Origin of the sequence: Luteimonas sp. S4-F44, assembly GCF_022637415.1 — a bacterium.
Taxonomy (GTDB): Bacteria; Pseudomonadota; Gammaproteobacteria; order Xanthomonadales; family Xanthomonadaceae; genus Luteimonas.
This window is the reverse complement of sequence record NZ_CP093340.1, coordinates 1,480,588-1,499,750: the sequence shown is the minus strand read 5'-3', so window position 1 is coordinate 1,499,750 and position 19,163 is coordinate 1,480,588. Positions and strand designations below refer to the sequence as shown.

10 protein-coding genes and 1 pseudogene are annotated in these 19,163 nt (G+C 67.7%); 3 read left to right on the top strand and 8 right to left on the bottom strand.

Annotated features, from left to right (window positions below):
• Positions 1 to 181: 181 nt before the first annotated feature.
• The 8 genes from MNO14_RS06835 to MNO14_RS06800 all read right to left on the bottom strand — a co-directional run bounded on the left by MNO14_RS06835 (position 182) and on the right by MNO14_RS06800 (position 15,109).
• The gene (locus tag MNO14_RS06835) at positions 182 to 2,311 is read right to left on the bottom strand and encodes a glycoside hydrolase family 3 C-terminal domain-containing protein (protein ID WP_241946283.1); all 2,130 of its coding nucleotides are present in this window, start codon (positions 2,309 to 2,311) and stop codon (positions 182 to 184) included.
• A gap of 176 nt (positions 2,312 to 2,487) precedes the next feature.
• Positions 2,488 to 5,763, bottom strand: a complete 3,276-nt coding sequence (locus MNO14_RS06830; RefSeq protein ID WP_241945947.1) for a discoidin domain-containing protein — start codon at positions 5,761 to 5,763, stop codon at positions 2,488 to 2,490.
• Between the two features lie 290 nt (positions 5,764 to 6,053).
• Positions 6,054 to 6,890, bottom strand: coding sequence for a carbohydrate ABC transporter permease (locus MNO14_RS06825; protein WP_241946282.1), 837 nt, complete (start codon positions 6,888 to 6,890; stop codon positions 6,054 to 6,056).
• Between the two features lie 5 nt (positions 6,891 to 6,895).
• Positions 6,896 to 7,774 carry a sugar ABC transporter permease gene (locus MNO14_RS06820; protein WP_241945946.1) on the bottom strand — a complete coding sequence of 293 codons (879 nt, stop codon included), beginning with the start codon at positions 7,772 to 7,774 and terminating at the stop codon, positions 6,896 to 6,898.
• A complete protein-coding gene (locus MNO14_RS06815) occupies positions 7,764 to 9,080 on the bottom strand; it encodes a sugar ABC transporter substrate-binding protein (protein ID WP_241945945.1) in 1,317 nt (438 codons plus the stop codon). Before MNO14_RS06815 ends, MNO14_RS06820 begins: the two co-directional genes overlap by 11 nt.
• Positions 9,081 to 9,123: 43 nt before the next feature.
• On the bottom strand, positions 9,124 to 10,785 hold the full coding sequence (locus tag MNO14_RS06810) for a glucoamylase family protein (protein WP_241945944.1): 1,662 nt from the start codon (positions 10,783 to 10,785) through the stop codon (positions 9,124 to 9,126).
• Positions 10,786 to 10,871: 86 nt separating this feature from the next.
• Positions 10,872 to 13,910 carry a TonB-dependent receptor gene (locus tag MNO14_RS06805; protein WP_241945943.1) on the bottom strand — a complete coding sequence of 1,013 codons (3,039 nt, stop codon included), beginning with the start codon at positions 13,908 to 13,910 and terminating at the stop codon, positions 10,872 to 10,874.
• Between the two features lie 191 nt (positions 13,911 to 14,101).
• On the bottom strand, positions 14,102 to 15,109 hold the full coding sequence (locus tag MNO14_RS06800) for a LacI family DNA-binding transcriptional regulator (RefSeq protein ID WP_241945942.1): 1,008 nt from the start codon (positions 15,107 to 15,109) through the stop codon (positions 14,102 to 14,104).
• 529 nt (positions 15,110 to 15,638) lie between these two features.
• Here MNO14_RS06800 and MNO14_RS06795 point away from each other — a divergent pair.
• From MNO14_RS06795 to MNO14_RS06785, 3 genes and pseudogenes are all read left to right on the top strand, one after another.
• Positions 15,639 to 16,538 carry a ScpA family protein gene (locus tag MNO14_RS06795; protein ID WP_241945941.1) on the top strand — a complete coding sequence of 300 codons (900 nt, stop codon included), beginning with the start codon at positions 15,639 to 15,641 and terminating at the stop codon, positions 16,536 to 16,538.
• Positions 16,539 to 16,570: 32 nt separating this feature from the next.
• Positions 16,571 to 17,116: pseudogene (scpB, locus tag MNO14_RS06790) on the top strand (SMC-Scp complex subunit ScpB); the annotation flags it as partial.
• Between the two features lie 293 nt (positions 17,117 to 17,409).
• Entirely contained in the window at positions 17,410 to 19,002 is a 1,593-nt protein-coding gene (locus MNO14_RS06785; RefSeq protein ID WP_241945940.1) for a pseudouridine synthase, read from the top strand.
• Positions 19,003 to 19,163 lie beyond the last annotated feature (161 nt).

Sequence of the window (19,163 nt, the reverse complement as noted above, 5' to 3'; positions counted from 1 at the left end):
ACCGAGCAAGCCGCCCCTCCAGCTAAAACGGGGTCAGAGTGCAATTCAAAGCTGCGCTCGAAATGGCAGCCTGACCCCGTTTTTTCGCCCGATTGCCCCCTCAAAACTGGGTCACAGTGCAATTTCGAGTCTCATTGAACGCGAAATCCCACTCTGACCCCGGTTTTGGGGCGCGTGGTGCTCAGTCGAGGATGCGTTCGGTCAGCTGCAGCGTCGCCGTCTCCGCGATGTCGGCGGCCGACTGCCCGAGCGCCACGCGGTAGCGGCCGGCGGGAATGCGCCAGCTGCGGGTGGCTGGGTCGTAGTCGGCGAACAGGCGCGGGGCCAGCGCCACTTCGACCTGGCGCGCTTCGCCCGGTTGCAGATCGAGCTTGTCCCAGCCGACCAGTCGCAGCGGCGTGGTGTGGCCCTCGGGCAGGTGCACGTAGAGCTGCGGCACCGCCGCACCGGCACGCGCGCCGGTATTGCGGACGGCGAAGCGCGCGGTCAGACGGTCGCCGTCGGCCTGCACGGTCAGATCCGACAACGCGAACTGGGCATACGACAGGCCGTGGCCGAACGCGTAGCGCGGCGTCAGATCCTTGGCCGCGAACCATCGGTAGCCGACGTTCGCGCCTTCGATGTCGTAATCGATCGTGTCGTCGGGCTTCTGCGGCGGGTCGAAGCCCAAGCCCGGCACGTGCGGCCGCGGTAGTTGCGCGACATCCACCGGCCAGGTGACCGGCAGGCGCCCGGACGGATTGGCCGCGCCGGTGAGCAGGCGTGCGATCGCCTCGCCGCCGCGGATACCCGGGTACCACGCCTGCAGGATCGCCGGCACGCGATCGGCCCAGGGCAACGTGACCGGGCCATTGGTCTGCAGCACCACCACCGTGCGCGGATTGGCCGCGACAACGGCCTCGACCAGCGCGTCTTGGCCATCGGGCAGGTGCATGTCCGGCAGGTCCACCGACTCGGCCGACCATTGGGTCGCGAACACGATCGCCACGTCAGCCTCGCGCGCGAGTCGCGCCGCAGCGGCGCGGTCGCGGCCGTCGGCGTAGTCGACGCGTGCCTGCGGTGCCGCCTCGCGCAAGGCCAGCAACGGCGAGGACGGCTGGAACATCACCGGCCCGGGCCAGGTGGTCGGCTTCACGCCCGGCACTGCGTTGGGCCCACGCGAGGTCCAGCCGACCATCGACGAGCCGCCGCCAGCGATCACGCCGCGGTCGGCATGGCCGCCGATCACCGCGATCCGGCGCACATCGGTGCCGAGCGGCAGCAGGTCGTCCGCATTGCGCAGCAGGACGGCACCCTCTTCGGCGGTGCGCTGCGCGACCGCAAAGCCCGCCGCGTCGAGTTCGGCGTCGGGCGGCTGGCGTTGCGGCGGATGGTCGAACGCGCCGACCGCGATCAGGCTGCGCAGGATGCGATGGGCCATGTCGTCGACCCGCGCCTGCGGCACGACGCCCGCATCGACCGCCATGCGCAGCGGACGGTCGAAGTACACCGCCTTGTCAAACACCTCGCCTGCCGACTGCTGGTCCAGCCCGGCGAGCGCCGCTTTCGACGCGCTGTGCACCCCACCCCAGTCGGACATCACATAGCCGGGGTACTTCCAGTCGCGCTTGAGCACGTTGTTGAGCAGTTCGTCGTGCTCGCAGCCATAGACGCCGTTGATGCGGTTGTAACTGCACATCACCGAGCCGGGCGCGCCGATTTCCAGCGCGATGCGGAACGCGAGCAGGTCGGATTCGTGCATCGCACGGTCGCCGATCTGCGCGCTGTGGAAATTGCGATGCGTCTCCATGTCGTTGAGCGCGTAGTGCTTCATCGTCGAGAGCACGTGCTGCGACTGCACGCCGCGGATCGACTCGCCGACCAGCGTGCCGGCCAGCAGCGGATCCTCGCCGGCGTACTCGAAATTGCGCCCGTTGCGCGGATCGCGCTGCAGGTTGACGCTGCCGGCCAGAAGCACATTGAAGCCCTGCCGCCACGCTTCGCGGCCCATCGTCTGGCCGCCCAGGAATGCCACCTCGCGGCTCCAGGTCGATGCGGTCGCCGGTCCCGACGGCATTGCGGTGGCGTGGTCGCCTTCGCGCGCGCCACCGGGGTTGGTGACGCCCAGGCCCGCATCGAGGAGGCCTTGCGCCGGAATGCCCAGGCGCGAGATCGGCGCCACATAGCCGGCCGCGGTCAGCGCCTCGGCCGGCTTGTTCTCGCCGATCGCGAAGCGGCTGCGCAGCAACTGGAACTTCTCGTCCTGGGTCATCGCCGCGACCAGCAGCGCGGCGCGCGCATCCGGCGACTTATCCGGATCCATCCACGGCATGGCGGCCGTTGAATCTTGCGCCGTCAGCGCCGGGCCGGGGACGGCAATGGCCAGCGCGCACAGCAACGCGCGGCCGAGTCTGGTGGTGGTCATCCCGCCGATGTCTCCTTGTCTGGTGTCAGCGGTCCCCGCGAGGCGTCGCGCAACGCGGGGACGGTGCATGGGTGTGGTGTGACTCAGGGCGAGACGGGGATCTGCACGCGCACCTGCGCACCGGCACGCGCGATGCGCAGTTCGTTGCCCTGCCATTGCGCCGCCTGACCATCGATGGTCGTCGCACCGGGCACGTTCGGATACGGCCACTGCAGCACCAGGCCACCGGGCGGCAGGCCGGCATCGGCATCGACGTCGAGCGCCAGCACGTCGTGCTCGCGCCGCAACCGGTAGCCAAGCTTGCCCTGCGGGGTGCGCATGCCGTGCAGCCGTACGCCGATCCCGTCGAACCAGTCAGCCGGCACGCCCGCGGCCAGCACGATGCTGTCGTCGACCTCGCGTACGTAGGCGAACATGTCCAGCGCCGAGCGCACGAAGTCCGAACCCACCCAGGCATGCGGCAGGTCGCCGAGGAAGAATGGCTTACGCGGCGTCGGCGTGACGACCTCGCCCCACTGGTTCCACGCCAGCGGCGCGCGGTGGCCGAAGAACCACTCGCGCACGTCGTTGGCGCGCTCGCGCCAGCCCAGCCGCACGAACGCGGCGACGTTGCGCCACTCGTAGGGCGTGTAGTCCTTCCACGGCTTGCGGCCGTCGCGGCGATCGGCGAACAGCGTCCAGTAGCGCTCGAAGGTGTTGACCAGCAGGTCTTCGGGCAGCCGCCCTTGCTCGCCGCCTGGCGCCAGTGCGATCGTCGTCGAGGTGGGATCGAAATCGCCGAGCTCGGCCGCGCCGGGGAGATAGTCGATCCCGTGCAGCCTGGCCGCGGCACGCAGCGAGGCGTCGAGATCGGTGCGGAACTCGTCGCGTGCGGCGGTCATCCGCGCCACGTCTTCGGTCTTGCCCAGCGCCTGTGCGATCTCGACTGCATCCTTATAGCCGCGCAGCGCCCAGAAGTTGTCCCAGTACGAGTGCATCGGCTTGGCCGAGTAGCCCTCGTGGCTGATCGAGACCGGCATCATGCCGTAGAAGGCCGCGTTGACCTTGCGGTTCTCCTCGGTGCGCTCGCTGGCGCGCAGCGTTTCCATGTAGTCGAACGCGCCGAGCACGTGCGGCCACATGCGCGCCAGAAAGGCGTCGTCGTGGGTGTAACGCCAGTACTCGGCGATGTTGAAGATCAGCTCGCCATGGCTGTCGTTCTCGGGCACCGGATCGCTGCCGCGGTCGTCCACGCAGCACGGCACCATGCCGTTGTCGAACTGGTACGGGGCGTACCACTCGACGTAGTCCTTGACGACTTCCGGCCGCCCCATCCGCAGCAGACCTTCGGAAATCATCGCGCCGTCTCGGATCCAGCTGCGCGCATACGAGCGCGTCCCCGGCTGCAGGCGCGGGCCGATGCGCGAGATCAGCATGTGCGCCAGCGAGGTGCGCAGCGTGTTGGCCAGGTCGCGTCCGGCCTCGGGCACCTCGATACCGACCTCGCCGAGCTTGCCGTGCCACACACGCGCCATCTCGTCCTGCCAGGCCTGCGGCTGCCACTGGCCGGGCGCGAGCGACGGCGCCGCGCCGGTCATCGGGATCAGCAGGTCGAACTCGCGCGACTGGCCCGGTTCGAGCCGCACCGTGTAGACCAGCGCGCCGGAGGCCAGCCCCTGCGCGTCCTCGACCTCGGTCGTCGCCGGCAGCGCACCGGCAGCCAGGTGCTCGATCTCCATGCCGCTGTCGAAGGTCGTCGCGAATACCTGCTGCGCCGGCTCGCGCGCGAACACACGCGGCACGCCGTCGACACTGACCCGGTCTGGCGCGAGCGCCAGCCTGTGCAGCGGGCTCACACCGCCCTTGATGTTGAGAAACTGCGTCGGCGGGTTGACCTGCATCGGCCGCACCGCCAGCGCGAACTCGAAGTCGCGCGGCTGGCGGCCCGAGTTGGTCAACCGATAGCGGGCGACCAGCTGCGATGCCTCGGGCGTGCCGCGGGCGAAGCCGGTCACGCGCAGCGACACCGCGTCGTGGACCCAGTCCACGCTCGGAATCGGCAGGTAACCGTCCTGCAGCGACTGGGTGATCCGGGCATCGGCCCAGGTCACCAGGCCATCGCCGGCGCGGATGAAGGGCTCGATCGAGAAACCACCGGCCGCGACCTCGATCGCACCGTCCTCGCCGATCAGGCCCTGCTCGGTGCCGCCGTCCAGACCCAGGATCGTCCAGTACGGCTGTTCACCGCTGAAGCCACGCGGGAACTGACCCTTCGGCCGCTCGGCAGCGACCGCCTTAAGGAAGTCGTTGGGATGGGTCGAGACCGCGACCGGCTGCAATGCCGCCTCGGCGAGCGCGAAGCCCTGACCCGGACCGGCCCGCAGGTCGAGGCCGACATAGCGGGCCTCCGACTCGGGCAACGACAACCAGTCGACGCCGCCATTGCCACCGGCGACCTCGCGCACCTGCGTCCACTGCTCGCCGTCGGTCGACAACGACACCGTGTAATCGGCCGCATGCCGCCCGTCGAGCCACTGCAGACGCAGCGCTCCGAACTCACGCAGCTTACCCAGGTCCAGCACCAGCTTCTGCGGGGCGTCGCCGGCCTCCCACGCGGTGGCGGCATTGCCGTCGACCGCCTTGTCGGCGCCATCGGGCGTGCTCGTCGAGGTAGCGCTGGCAGTCAGCGGCGAGTCGTCGTCGGGCGGCAGCGGCTCGAACGTCAGCGTATCGAAGCACACGCTGCCCTTGCCGCCGGCGTTGTTGTAGATCGTGAACTCGACCTTGCGGCTCGCGCGCAGGGTTTTGTCCGGGTCCGGGCCCCAGGCCTTGTCGATGTGGCGCTTGCGGTACTGGACCTGTGTCCACTCGGTCGGAACATCGTACTTGGGCCGGTTGACCCACCACACGTTGTCGCCGCTGGCATCGATCAGCTTGAACTGCAGGTCGTTGGCCGGCGACTCACCGCGCAGCCGGAAGCCGAAGCGGTAGTTGTCCGGATAATCGAGCGGCAGCTCGCGCTGGATGCCGACATGGCCGGACACGCCGTTGTAGTCGTAGTCCAGGCACAGCGCGCCACCGTCATCGCCGTCGATCCTGCGCAACGTGCCGGTGACCTGGTTGGAGGTCACGACGGTCCAGGCCGACGGGTCCTCGAAATCGTCCAGCACCCGGACATCCGCATCGCCCGTTGCGCCGGTCTCGCCGCCCGGCGACGGTACGACGGAACAGGCCGCCAACGCGGCCGCTATCGCGGCAATACCGGCCGCTCGGATCGCCAGGGCGGCGCGGGCACGGCCATCGACTGCGAGGACGTCGCCGGCGGGCATCATGTCGGTGTCGGCAGGCGCGCGGTCAGCGCGGGTGTCGAGAATCTTCATGCGGGACGGTGACTCCGTGGTTCGGGTGTTGCGGTGATCGGATTCAGGCGCGCGGATGCGCGTATCGCCACGGCACTCGGGTTGCAGATGCGCACGACGCAGCCCTCATGACGGCTCGAGGACGTGCAGATGGGGGCGAGCGCGCGGCCGTGCCGAGCAGGCATTCACACACCCCGGATTGCTCCCCTGCCATCCATGGCGCGGCAGGGTCGGCGCCGGAGAGCCCGGCCACACCATCCCTGGCGCGGCGTTCGGGCGCATGCGAAGCAGTGCTTCGCAAGCATGCGCCCTCACCCCTTCACGCTTCCGAGCAGCAGGCCCTGAATGTAGTAGCGCTGCAGCGCGATGAACAGTACGAGCACCGGGATCACGGTGACAACGGCGCCGGCCATCATCATCTCCACGTCCTGGATGTGCTCGCGCGACAGCGCCGCCAGCGCCACCGGCAGGGTGTAGTTGCTCTGGTCGGTCAACACGATTAGCGGCCACATGAAGTCGTTCCAGGCGGCCATGAAGGTGAAGATCGTCAGCGTCACCAGTACCGGCTTGAGCATCGGCAACACGATCTGGAAGAAGATCCGCAGCTCGCCTGCCCCGTCGATGCGCGCCGCCTCGAGCAGTTCGTCGGGAATCGAGCGCGCGTACTGGCGCACCAGGAAGATGCCGAACACCGTCGCCAGGCCCGGGATGATCACCGCACCGAAGCTGTTGACCAGCCCCATGCCCTTCATCATCAGAAACAGCGGCAGCATCGCGACCTGCGCCGGGATCACCAACGCGGCCAGCAGCAACTGGAACAGCCGCTCGCGACCGGCGAAGCGCAACTTGGCGAATGCGTATCCGGCCATGGTGTTGATCAGCAGCGCGCCGAGCGTGATCGCGCCCGAGACCAGCAGGCTGTTGGTGAAGTAGCCGACCATGCCCCCGCGCAGCAACAACTGCGCGTAGTTCGCGGTGGTGAACGACGACGGCAGCAACGGCGGCGGAAAGCTGCTGGCCTCGCCGGTGGGCATGAACGAGACCGACAACATCCACAGCAGCGGCGCCAGCGCAATGAACGCCAGTACGACCAGGCCCCCGTTGACCAGCCAGCCCGACCAGCGCGACGCGCCGACTTCGCGTTGCACCGCGCTCATACCATCTCCTTGCGCCGGCCGGCGCGCAGCAGCAGCGTGGTCACGCCCAGGATGATCAGGAACAGCATGAAGGCCACCGCCGAGGCGCGGCCCAGGTTCCACCACATGAAGCCTTCTTCGTACATGAAGTACAGCACGCTGACCGTGCTCTGCAGCGGGTCGCCGCGGGTCATCACGTAGGGCTCTGCGAACAGCTGGAAATAACCCGAGACCGTGATCACCGCCACCACCAGCAGCACAGGCCCCAACATCGGCAGCGTCACATGGACGAACTGCTTCCAGCGCGACGCGCCGTCGATGCGCGCCGCTTCGTACAGGTCCTCGGGGATCGCCGCCAGCCCGGCGACGAAGATCACCATGTTGTAACCGAAGTTCTTCCACACCGCGAACAAGATGATCGTCGGCATCGCCCAGGTCGGATCGCCCAGCCAGTCGATCGGCGCGATGCCGATATGGCCCAGCGCCCAGTTCACCAGGCCGTAGCTGGTGTGGAACAGATAGCGCCAGATCACCGCGACCGCGACCAGCGTGGTCACCACCGGCGCGAACAGCGCGGTGCGGAACAGTCCCTTGAACCGCGCCACCTTGGCATTGAGCAGCAACGCCGCACCCAGCGACACCGCGATCGACAACGGCACGCCGATGACGACGAAGTACGCGGTATTGCCCAGCGACTTCCAGAACAGCGGCGTCTGCAGCAGATCCAGATAATTGCCCAGCGCGACGAAGCGCAGGTTCGCGGTATCCGACAACGCATAGAGATCGAAGTCGGTCAGGCTCAGCAGCAGCGCCGAGGCCACCGGGATACCGAAGAACACCCCGAGCAGGATCAGCGCCGGCCCGGCGAACACCCAGCCTGCGGTACTAGCGCGCATGGGCGGCCTCCCCGCTGGGATGGGTCGCGCCTTCCGCTGCCGCCGCCTGCGCGCGAACCCAACGCCGCTTCTCGAGCAGCGTGTCCACGCGCGCGTCCAGCCCCTGCAGTGCCTGATCCTGCGGCATGCCGCCGCGCACCACGCGCTCACTGGCCAACCGCATCTCCTGCACGATCCGCTCCCATTCGAGGACCTTCGGCGTGGGCCGCACGTGTTCGAGCTGCTCCCGGAACGCCAGCGCCTCCTCTCCGTACTGCATTTCGCCCGAAGCCCAGGTGCTGCGCCGCGGCGGCAGATTGCCGATCAGCTGGTAGAACCGCGCCTGGATATCGGGCCGCGACAGGAACTCGACCAGTTGCCAGGTCGCCTCCTTGTTGGGCGAATCGCGGAACATCACCAGCGACGTGCCGCCGGCGATGCCCACGCCCGGACCATCGGGCCCTGGCAGCGGCGCGGTCGCCCACTTGTCCTGCAGTTCGGCCGGCAGGCGCGTGCGGAACTCGCGGATATTCCAGGGGCCCGAGACGTAGAAGGTAAAGAAGCCCCGGCCGAACTCGTCCCAGACATTGGAGATCTGCGTCTCCGACATCCGCGGCGCCCAGCCTTGTTCGAACATGTTGGTGTAGAAGCCCAGCGCCCGGCGAAAGCCCGGACTCTGGAAGTTGCCGCGGCCGTCGTCGTCGCGCAGCAACGGGTCGTCCTGCTGCAGGCCGAACGACAGCAACTGCTCGAACTCGTTGAGCGGCAGCATCACCGCGTAGCGCGACGGCCCGACATGGCGCTTGACCGCCGCCATCGCGTCTTCCCATTGGGCCCAGGTCTGCGGGAAGCGCGTCACGCCGGCCGCCTCGAGCAGATCGCGGCGATAGAACACCAGGCGGGTATCGACGTACCAGGGCACGCCGAGCAGCGTGCCGTCGACGACATTGGTGTCCCAGATGCCCGGGAAGTAGTCCGCCTGGTCGATGATCGTCGAGGCATCGACCCGCGACTGCACCGGCTCCAGCGCGCCGAGCACCGCGAACTCCGGCACCCAGGTGTTGCCGAGCTGGCACAGGTCGGGCAGCGCGTCGGCGGCATAGGCGGTGAGCAGCTTCTCGTGCGCCGAGGTCCACGGGATCTGCTGGATCTGCACCCGGATGCCCGGATGCTGATCCTCGAACTCGCGCACCAGTTCGGCGACGACCTCGGCCTCGCGGCCCATCGCCCAGAACCGGATCACGGTTTCGTCGGACCGCCGCGCGCAACCGGCCACGACCAGCACCAGTGCGCACAACAGCCAGGCACGGCGGATCACGGACGTCATGCCCGCCCTGCCCCTGCACGCCACGCGCGGCGTCCGACGCGACTCACTCGACCGGCACCGGATCGGACGCGCGCGCAGGTGCGGGCGCCGGCGCCGGCGCATCACGCGGCGGCGTCTGGTTGGCACCGCGCGACTCGGCGATGCCGACCGCACGCGCGGTCGCTGCATCGGCGTCCGGCGGGCCCGAATCCTTGGGCTCGTCCTCGCCGGCGAGCCAGCCACCGGTGAACCCCGCCCGCTCCAGACCGGCGCGGATGTAGGGGTTCTTCTTCATCACGTTCCAGACGAAGTCGTTGCGGTAGTTGGCGATCATCGCCAGGATCGGCCCCTGGTCGATGGCGATGTAATCGCTGGCCACCCAGCCCTTGCCCGGCACGATGCGGCCGGTCTTCAGCGGCACGTCCTCGTAGGTGAAGCTCGGGTTGAACGCGTCCAGGAAGCCGTAGCTCGAGTACAGGTAGTCGCCGTAGCGACGGTGCATCTCCTCGGTCGCCGGGATCACGATCTCCGGTGCGAACGCGATCGACGCGACCGCTGCGGTCGGCGCGATCGTGCCGTCATCGAACGCGACGTCCAGGCCCGCGCCGCGTGCGCTGTAGTGGCGGAACTCGCGCTGCTCGCCGTTGTAGTCCTGGTCGGTGCGCTGCGGGCCGTCACTGGCGGTCAGGCCCCAGACGTTCTCGCCGTAGTCCTTCCAGCCCATCGGGTTGTCGATCGCGTACTGGCGCTGTGCATAGGTCGCACGGCGGCTGTTCTCGAAGTAGTCGATGCCACGGCGGCGCATGTAGTCGTCGCGGATGCCGCGAAAATCCACCCAGACATGGGTGTACTGATGGCCGAAGTGCGGCGCGAAGCTCAGGTACTCCTGGCCGCGGAACACGCCCCACAGCCGATCGTAGGTGCGTGTCCACACTTCCCACGCCTCGGGCCCGACCGGATGCGTCGGCGAGCCGAGCGCGAGGATGTAGACCAGCATCGCCTCGTCGTAGCCCGTCCAGTCATGCTCGATGAAGCCGCTCTCGGGATACCAGCCCATCGAGATCAGCGGCTTGCGCTGCTGCAGGAACGGCCAGCGCACATTGCGGTACAGCTGATCGGCAAGCTTGCGGATCTCAGCCTCGCGCGGATCTTCACGGTCGTAGTACGACTGTGCGAACAGCACGCCCATCATCATCAGGCCGGTGTCGACGCTCGACAGTTCCACCCACGGTTCGACGCGGTGGCCCTTGTCCATGTCAATGAAGTGATAGAAGAAGCCCTGGTGACCACCGGTGCCGGTGGCCTGCGGCCCCATCTTCACGTCGCGGAAGAACCGCAGCGTGGTCAGCGTGCGATCGACCGCCTGCGTGCGGCTCACCCAGCCGCGCTCGATGCCGATCGGATACGCGGTCAGCGCATAGCCCACGGCCGCGACGCTGGAGAACGGGCGCGACGGGAAGCGGTCAGGCGTCAGGCCGTTGACCTCGTTGGTGGTGTCCCAGAAGTACTGGAACGTCCGGCGCTCGATATCGGCGAACAAGGGCGGCAGTTCGGGCGGTCCCTTTTCTTCAGGCTCGGGTTCGGGTTCGGGCACCTGCGCGATGGGCCCCGGCTTGGGCGGCGGCACCGCCGGTTCGGCAGGCTCCTGTTTGCCGCAGGCGGCCAGGAACAAGGCCGCGATTGCGACGAGCATCAGGAGTTGGAACGCACGGAGACGGGATCGCATCGTGAAGGAAACCTCGCGGTGAAATCGTTTTCAGGGTGGAGTATAAAACTGCCGGTCTCCCGAGGGGGACCGGCAGCGGGGGTGACTTACCAGCTGATACCGAAGGACAGCTTGAACGTCCGTGGCAGGTTGCCGAGGATCTCGTCGTTGGAGCGCTGACCGAAGTTCGGATTGGGGCCGTTCTGGTCGCCGCGATCGGTCACATAGTTGGTGAAGCTGTGGTCGTTGGTGACGTTGAGCACGTCGCCGCGGATGCGCAGCCGCAGGTCGGTTCCGGTATCCCATTCCTTCTGCACAGCCAGATCGAGCTGCCGCACCCGCGATGGGCTGAAGTAGTAGGTCTCGAAGTAACCGTTTGCACACCCGGTCGGGGTGAAGCAGTTGAGTCCTTCCTTGCCGGGCGGCGTCGCCAGCGTCAGCTTCGCGGAGAACTGGACGCCCCAGTACTCAGCGATACCGGTGGTCACTAGCCGATGCTTGGAGATGCCCACAGACCGCACGAATGCGACGTCATCCAGATTGGGATAGTCGAACGAGTAATGCTCGTCGGAATTGGCCGCATTCCCACGGTTTTCCTTCGCGTCGCTGTAGGTGTAGGCCATCGTAATGCCCCACGGCGAATCGGCCCGGAACGGCTTCTCGAGCGACAGCAGCAACTGTGAGAGACGGGTTTCCACACCGTTGCTGCCCAGGATGACGCTGCCGTAGCCGGGCAACTGGAACTCGGAATCGAACGGCGCACCACCGAACGTGGCGCCCGGCGCATGGTAAGAGCCATCGGCACGACGGTTACCCAGCGTGAACAGGATGCCGTCGTGGCTCTCGATGTAGGCGACCGCTGCGGACGTGTTCCAATCGTTTCCGCCCATCTCAAATACATTGCGGATACCCAGGCTCACCTGATCGGAGTACGGCACCTTCAGGTCGTTACGCACCAGGTCGACCTCGGCACCGGCGCGGGTCGGCCCGGCAATCAGCGCGTAGAGATTATCGCGATTGTAAAGTGCCGGGTCGAATGCGAGACAGTTATTGGTACCGACCGTACAGGGATGATTGGGCGTATTGAACTGGTAGGTAAAGCTGGGGAACGCGCCCTTGGACTGCTCGAGCGCCAGATAATCGAACACATTGCGATCGTAGGCACGACCGGCACCACCGAAAATCACGTGGCGCTGCTCACCCGTCAAGTCATAAGAAAAGCCGAGGCGCGGCTGCCACGCATTCTTGAACGGCTTGCGATTGCGACCGGTGCTGATGTAATCGTTGTAGTCGTAGTCGACGCCCGGCTGATTAATGTTCGACCAACCACGCAGCGCATCCACGACGCCCTGCGGGGTCACGTAATCCTCGAAGCTCGACGAGGTTTCATAGTCATAACGCAAGCCGAGGTTGAGCATCAGCCGATCGGTGACCTCCCAATCGTCCTGGATATAGATGCCGTACTGTTTGTTGCTCGAGGTGATATTGCGGCTGCCCGCGTAATCGGGCGCGAACTGCACCTCGTACGGGATCATGTCGGCGAACTGGGTGTTTCCGTTGGCCAGATTGGCGTAGTAGTCGTAGCGGAACAGCGGGTTGTACGGCTGTTGCTCGAAGGCATTGAGCTCGACGTCCTTGTACTTGAAGCCCATCTTGATCGTGTGCCCCTCCCAACCCGTAAAGGTCAGGTCGTTCTGGAAGCCCCAGCCCTTCTGGCCCTTATTCTGGAAGTCGGAACCGCCACCGAGGTTGAGGAACACACCGCGTCGCGTCGGATCCGGCCCTTGCGTCCAGCCCAGAATCGACTGTCCGTTGGCGATACTGATCGCACGCGGGTTATAGGTGTCGTCCTCGTAGGTGATGTGCGCATCGTTGAGCCAGTTGGTGCCGCTGAACTGGTAACGCAGGTCGTAGCGTCTGCTGTCGTTGTTGTTGGTCTTGCCGTATTCCGGCGTGTTGGGTCCGTTGCCGATGCCGGTCAGTTCGGATTCCTCGCGGAGCTTGGCCGTGAGCTCGACCAAATGTGCATCGCCCGCCTGCCAGGTCAATTTGCCGAACCACAGGTCTTCGTCGAACGGAACGCTCGCGGTGGTCAGATAGCTGGCCAATTCGGGCGTCAAGTCCGCCGGATTGAGGTTGGAATCGGGACGAACGGTGCGCGGGCGCTGGAACTCCTTGGCTTCATACGCCACAAAGAAGAACAGACGGTCGCTGATGATCGGACCACCGAATGTGGCACCATACTGCGTTTCGCCCGAATCGTTCTTGCGCCCCTGCTTCTGCTCGACCGGAGTCGAGGCGCGCCAGCTCGGCGTGCCGGTCTGATCCCAGAAGAAGTCGCCGTGAAACTCGTTGGTACCCGACTTGGTGACTGCGGTCACCGCCGCGCTGCTGATCTGGTCGTACTCGGCCTTGTAGTTGGACGTGATGACCTTGTACTCGCCGATCGCCGACTGCGGGAAGGGATTGCCCTGGCTCTGCGTCTGCCCACTGATGCCGCCTGCGAGCGTGTAGCCCTTCTGACCGACGCCGTCGATGAAGACATTCACGCCGTTCGCACTCTGCGCGCCGCTGCGCAGCTGAGAGGTGTTGTTGCTGCGCGTCTCGAACACCATGCCAGGCACGGTATCGGCGAATGCAAGGAAGTTGCGCGAGGCTTGCGGCAGCGCTTGGATCTGACGCTGGCTCACATAGGTCGCAACCTCGGATGTCTTGGTCTCCACGCTGACAGGCGCAGTCACGCGGACCGCATCCAGATTGGTCGCCTCACCCGCAGTCGCCGTCTCGGCCACGCCGCCCACGCCCAGGTTCAGCGTCGCAGTCTGGCCGACGGCGACGGTCACGTTCTGTGAGCTGCTCTGCCCGTTCGCCTCGACCTGCAGCCGATAGGTGCCCGGCGGCAAGCCGGCGAGGTTGTAGCTGCCGTTGGCGCCGACCGCGACGCTGCGGGTCAGGCCGGTCGCGGTGTTGATCGCGGTCACGCGCGCGTCGCCTGCCGGCGCCGAATCGACGGTCACCTGGCCGCGGATGGTCGCCGCCGTGGACTGCGCCAGCACGGCCGGCGCGGCCATCGACAGGCAGCCTGTCAATGCGATGCTGAGGAGGGAACGCGAGATCAGACGCGAGCGTTGGCGAAGGGGTTTCATCTGGGATTCTCTAGAGAAGGATCGTGGATTCGGACAGCGAGGACGACAAGGTCGGGCGGCGGCCGGGCGCTGGTCACGTGCGGGGCGCGCAAGGCCGTCACCCGGACAGAAAATGGCCGGGCAGGTCTTGTGGAGACATACGAATCGTCATCGGCGCCCCTCCCAAGGTGCCTTGCACGGCGCGGCGGGCATTACGGCGACCGGCTGCCGCACGAATCGCGGACCACCAGCACGGGGCGCAGCAGCGCGTCGTCGCCGGACGGCGCGCCCTCGACATGTGCTTCCAGGGCGACGAGCGCCTTGAGCGCGCGCGCGCCGAGCTCAGCGATGTCGACGCGCATCGTCGTTAGCGCAGGGTGAACGTAGCGTGCAAGCGGGATATCGTCGAAGCCAACAATTGCCACCTCGTCCGGTGTGCGGACCCCGCCCCGTCCCAGCGCATACAGGCAGCCGATCGCCATCATGTCGTTGGACGCGAACACGGCATCGGGGCGCTCCGCCATCGCCAGCAAGGCCTCGCCGGCCCGGTGGCCGGAATCCTCGTCGAACTGGCCCTTCAGTTCCCAGGGATCGTGGCCGAGGCCGGCCGCAGCCAGACCGTCGCGATAGCCGCGCAGCCGCTCGCGCGCATCGTCGTTGTCGTCGGGCCCGGTGATGAAGGCGATGCGGCGGTGCCCCACGTCTGCCAGGTGGCGGACCATCTCGCGTGCGCCACCGTAGTTGTCGATGCCGATCGAGCGGTAGGCCCCCTCACCTGCCGCGTTCATCAGCACCAGCGGCAGGCTGATGTCGACATTGCGCTCCAGGAAATCCGTGTCGTGGACATAAGGCGACATCAGCAGCAGCCCATCGACACGGCCGCGCATCGCCCGCAGCGCCGCACCCTGCGCTTCCGGATTGCCGTGATAGCTCGAGACCAGCAGGTGGAGCCCCCGCGTGCGCGCGACCTGGTCGACGCCGCGCATCAGCTCGGAGAAGAACTCGCCGTGCAGATCGGGCAGCACGACGCCGACGGTCTGCGTGCGCCGGCTGCTGAGGCTCCGCGCCGCGTGGTGCGGGCTGTAACGCAATTGAGCCGCCGCCTCGGCCACCCGCCGACGCACCGCATCGGCCACATTCTGATGGCCGTTGAGGGCGCGCGACACTGTGGCCACCGACACGTTGGCGGCCTTCGCGACGTCCTTGATGGTGACGCTCATCCCCACTCCGCTATGCGCGATTGCCGCGGAATGTAAGCGTTTTCATCCACCCGTGTAATGCTGCAACGCAACAGATGCAAGCAAGCGGCGGACGCATGAGGACGTGACGGCTCTCCCCCGTTCGCGCGATGCTTTGACCTCCACATCGAAGGGTCGCGGTCAGTGCCCGCCCCATCAGATATCGCGACGCTGGACATGGCTGGGGCGCTGCGCGTACCCTGTGGCCCAGCAACCTCGGCCCCGTTCCGCCGCGGCGGCGCGTCACTCCAGACGCCAGCCCGCCCGCGGTCGTCGCTCCGGTCCGGGTCCGACGCCTTCCGATCTCCGCGCCTGTCGCCTGCAGACGCGCTTCGCGCTTGGCGTGCGGTCCGAAGACGTCCTCGCAGTACCGTAGTCCTTATCGCGCCGGCAGATGCCGCGCACCCGATCGGACCCGCGCCGCAGTGGCCGCCGTCCTGTCGCCACGCCCTGCCAATGATGCCTCGCCAGTGATCCCACTTCCGAGCGACCCGATGCGGCCGCGCCCCGAATGAGCCAGCCCGAGACCGCGCCCGCGGCCGCAGGCCCCTCGCCCCAGCAGCAGGAAATGCCGCTGGCGCTCGTGCACGGCCAGCCGGTGCTGCAGATCCCGCAGGACCTGTACATCCCGCCGGACGCACTCGAAGTGATCCTGGAGGCCTTCGAAGGCCCGCTCGACCTGCTGCTGTACCTGATCCGCCGCCAGAATCTCGACATCCTCGACATCCCGGTGGCCGAGATCACCCAGCAATACGTCGACTACATCGGCGTGATGCAGGAACTGCGCTTCGAGCTGGCCGCCGAGTACCTGGTCATGGCCGCGATCCTGGCGGAGATCAAATCGCGGATGCTGTTGCCGCGGCCGGCGATCGAGGAAGGCGACGAGGGCGACCCGCGCGCCGAACTGGTGCGCCGGCTACAGGAGTACGAACGCTTCAAGCAGGCGGCCGAGGACATTGACCGCCTGCCCCGACAGGACCGCGACACCACGCCGGCGCAGGTCGCGCTGCCCGAGCGCCCGGTCAATCGCGAGCCGCCGCAGGTGGAACTGCGCGAAATGCTGCTGGCCCTGCACGACGTGCTCAAGCGCGCCGAGCTGTTCACTGGGCATGCGATCCGGCGCGAGGCGCTGAGCGTGCGCCAGCGCATGGGCGAGGTGCTGACCCGGCTGGCCGGCGGCGCGTTCCACCGCTTCGAATCGCTGTTCGAGCCCGAAGAAGGCCGGCTGGGCGTCGTGGTGACGTTCCTGTCGATCCTCGAGCTCACCAAGGAACGCCTGCTCGACATCGTGCAGGAAGCGCCGCTGGCGCCGATCTACATCAAGTCGCTGGCCAGCGCCGACGGCGAGGCACCGCCGACGCGTTTTTCCAGCGAGTTCGACGACGACGTCCCCGACGCGCCGCAGTCCTGACCCCTTCTTTTTCGAATCTTCCGACCATCCCGATGGACCAGCCCCTGATCAACCGCATCGTCGAGGCCGCCCTGCTCGCCTCCACGCAGCCGCTGACCGTCGCCCAGCTCGGTGCGCTGTTCACGCTCGACGAGGCCCCGCCCGACGACCGCCTGAAGCAGGCCTTGAACGAACTGCAGGCGGGCTGCGCCGAACGCGGCGTCGAGTTGGTGGAGCTGGCCTCGGGCTGGCGCTACCAGGTCAAGAGCGACGTCCACGGCTGGGTGGCGCGGCTGTGGAGCGAGCGGCAGACCAAGTACACCCGCGCCACGCTCGAGACACTGGCGCTGATCGCCTACCGCCAGCCAATCACCCGCGGCGAGATCGAGCAGGTCCGCGGTGTGGCGACCAACAGCAACATCATCAAGGCACTCGAAGAGCGCGAGTGGATCCGCGTCGTCGGCCACCGCGACATGCCCGGCCGCCCGGAACTGCTGGGCACCACCAAGGCATTCCTCGATTACTTCGGCCTCAAGCGGCTCGACGAGCTGCCGCCGCTGTCCGAGCTCAAGGATTTCGCCGAGCTCGACCCGCAACTGCGCCTGGCCGGCGCCGAGGGCGGCAGCGACGAAGGCACGCGCGATATCGGTGGCATCGCCGGACACGACGATGTCGATCCAACCGCTGATGCAGACGCCGACGCCGACGCCGACGGCATCCCACCGTCCGAGGCATCGGACGCCACACCCGGCCCATCGGACGAGGCCCCGGCCTCCTCGCAGGCCACACCGCAAGACCTTTCCCCGGACGCACCGTCCGACCCCGAACCTTCCCCGATTCACGACGAAGACCCCGCCCTCGCCGCCGACGGCGACAGCGACCGGAGCCCCACATGACGCAGCAACGCAACACCGAAAAACCCGCACGCACCCTGTCGCTCAAGCGCGGCGAAACGCCTGCCGCCGAAGCCGCGCCGCGCCTGGAAGAACGCCTGCACAAGGTGCTCGCGCAGGCCGGGCTGGGCTCGCGCCGCGCGCTCGAGCAGCGCATCGCCGACGGCCTGGTCAAGGTCAACGGCGAGGTCGCGCAGACCGGCATGTCGATCAAAGGCGGCGACCGCATCGAGCTCGACGGCAAGGTCTTCGTCGCCAGTGCGCTGACCGAGCCGGCGCGCGTGCTGATCTATAACAAGCCCGAGGGCGAAGTCACCACGCGTGAAGACCCCGAAGGCCGGCCGACGATCTTCGACGCCCTGCCTGCGCTCAAAGGCGCGCGCTGGATCGCAATCGGCCGCCTGGACATCAACACCACCGGCCTGCTGCTGCTCACCACCGACGGCGAACTCGCCAACGCGATGATGCACCCGTCCTACGAGGTCGAACGCGAGTACGTGTGCCGCGTGCGCGCCCCCGAGGGCGAAGACACGGTCTCGGAAAAGATCGTCGACCGGCTGCGGCGCGGCGTCGCGCTCGAGGACGGGCCGGCGAAGTTCGACGAGATCGAGCGCATCGGCGGCACCGAATCGCACGACTGGTTCCAGGTGCTGCTCAAGGAAGGCCGCAACCGCGAAGTCCGCCGGCTGTGGGAATCGCAGGGCTGCCAGGTCAGCCGGCTCAAGCGCGTGCGCTACGGCCAGGTGGTGCTGCCGCAGCCGCTGCTGCGCGGCCAGTCGCAGGAACTGCCCGATGCACAGGTCGAGGCACTGCGCAAGGAGCTCAAACTCGAGGAAGGCCCACCGCCGGCACTGACGCTGCAGCCGGTGATCGGCCAGCGCAAGGCCGCCAAGTCGACCGTGCACCTGGGCAAGGGCGGCGCCGGCAAGGCCTATGTCAACGGGCACAACAGCGGCGCCGACGAAGGGCGCGAGCTGCGCCGCTTCGACCACGTGCGCGAGGACCGCGGTCGCGGCCGCGGCGGTCCGCGCAAGCCGCACGGCGGCCTGACGGTGAGCGGCGACGCCGCCGCCAAGCAGTCGCACAAGCCGTTCAAGCAGCGGGCCGACAAGGGCGCGCGCGCGCTGCCCGAGGGCAACCCGGCCGCCTTCCGCACCTGGTACGTGCCCGATGGCGTGGAGACCGGCCCCAGCGGCCATCGCAACGCCGACGGCCGCGGCCCCAAGAAGCCCTACGGCGGCGCCGGAGCGAAGAAGCGCGGCCCCGGCGGTCCGGGCGGACAAGGTCCGCGCGGCGGCGGCCAGGGCCCCTGGTCCTCGAAGCCGGCCGGCGCCGGCGCAGGCCGTCCGCGCGCCCCGTATGGCCATCCCGACAGCGCCCCGACGTTCCCGTCCGACCACGCCAACCCCGGCAGCTTCAACCCCAACGCCGGCCCGCGCGGACCACGTCCTGGCGGCAACCGCGGCCCGAAGGGGGCAGGCGCCCGAGGTCCGGGTGGAGGCAATCGCGGACCGGGTGGACCGGGCGGCCGTGGCCCCGGCGGTCGTCCGCCCGGCGGCGGCAACCGCGGTCCGCGCGGTGGCGGTCGCTGAGGACAGTTGCCAGGAGTGCGTCAAACACGGGGCCTTCGGGCCCCGTGTCGTGTCCGGACTTCGCACCTCGAACGAGCCGACACAGCCAGCTGGTGTCGCGCTGACAGCGCCATCGTTTTCGCCCGCAACCAACCCGCCTGAGGCCGTGCTTGCCCTCCCCC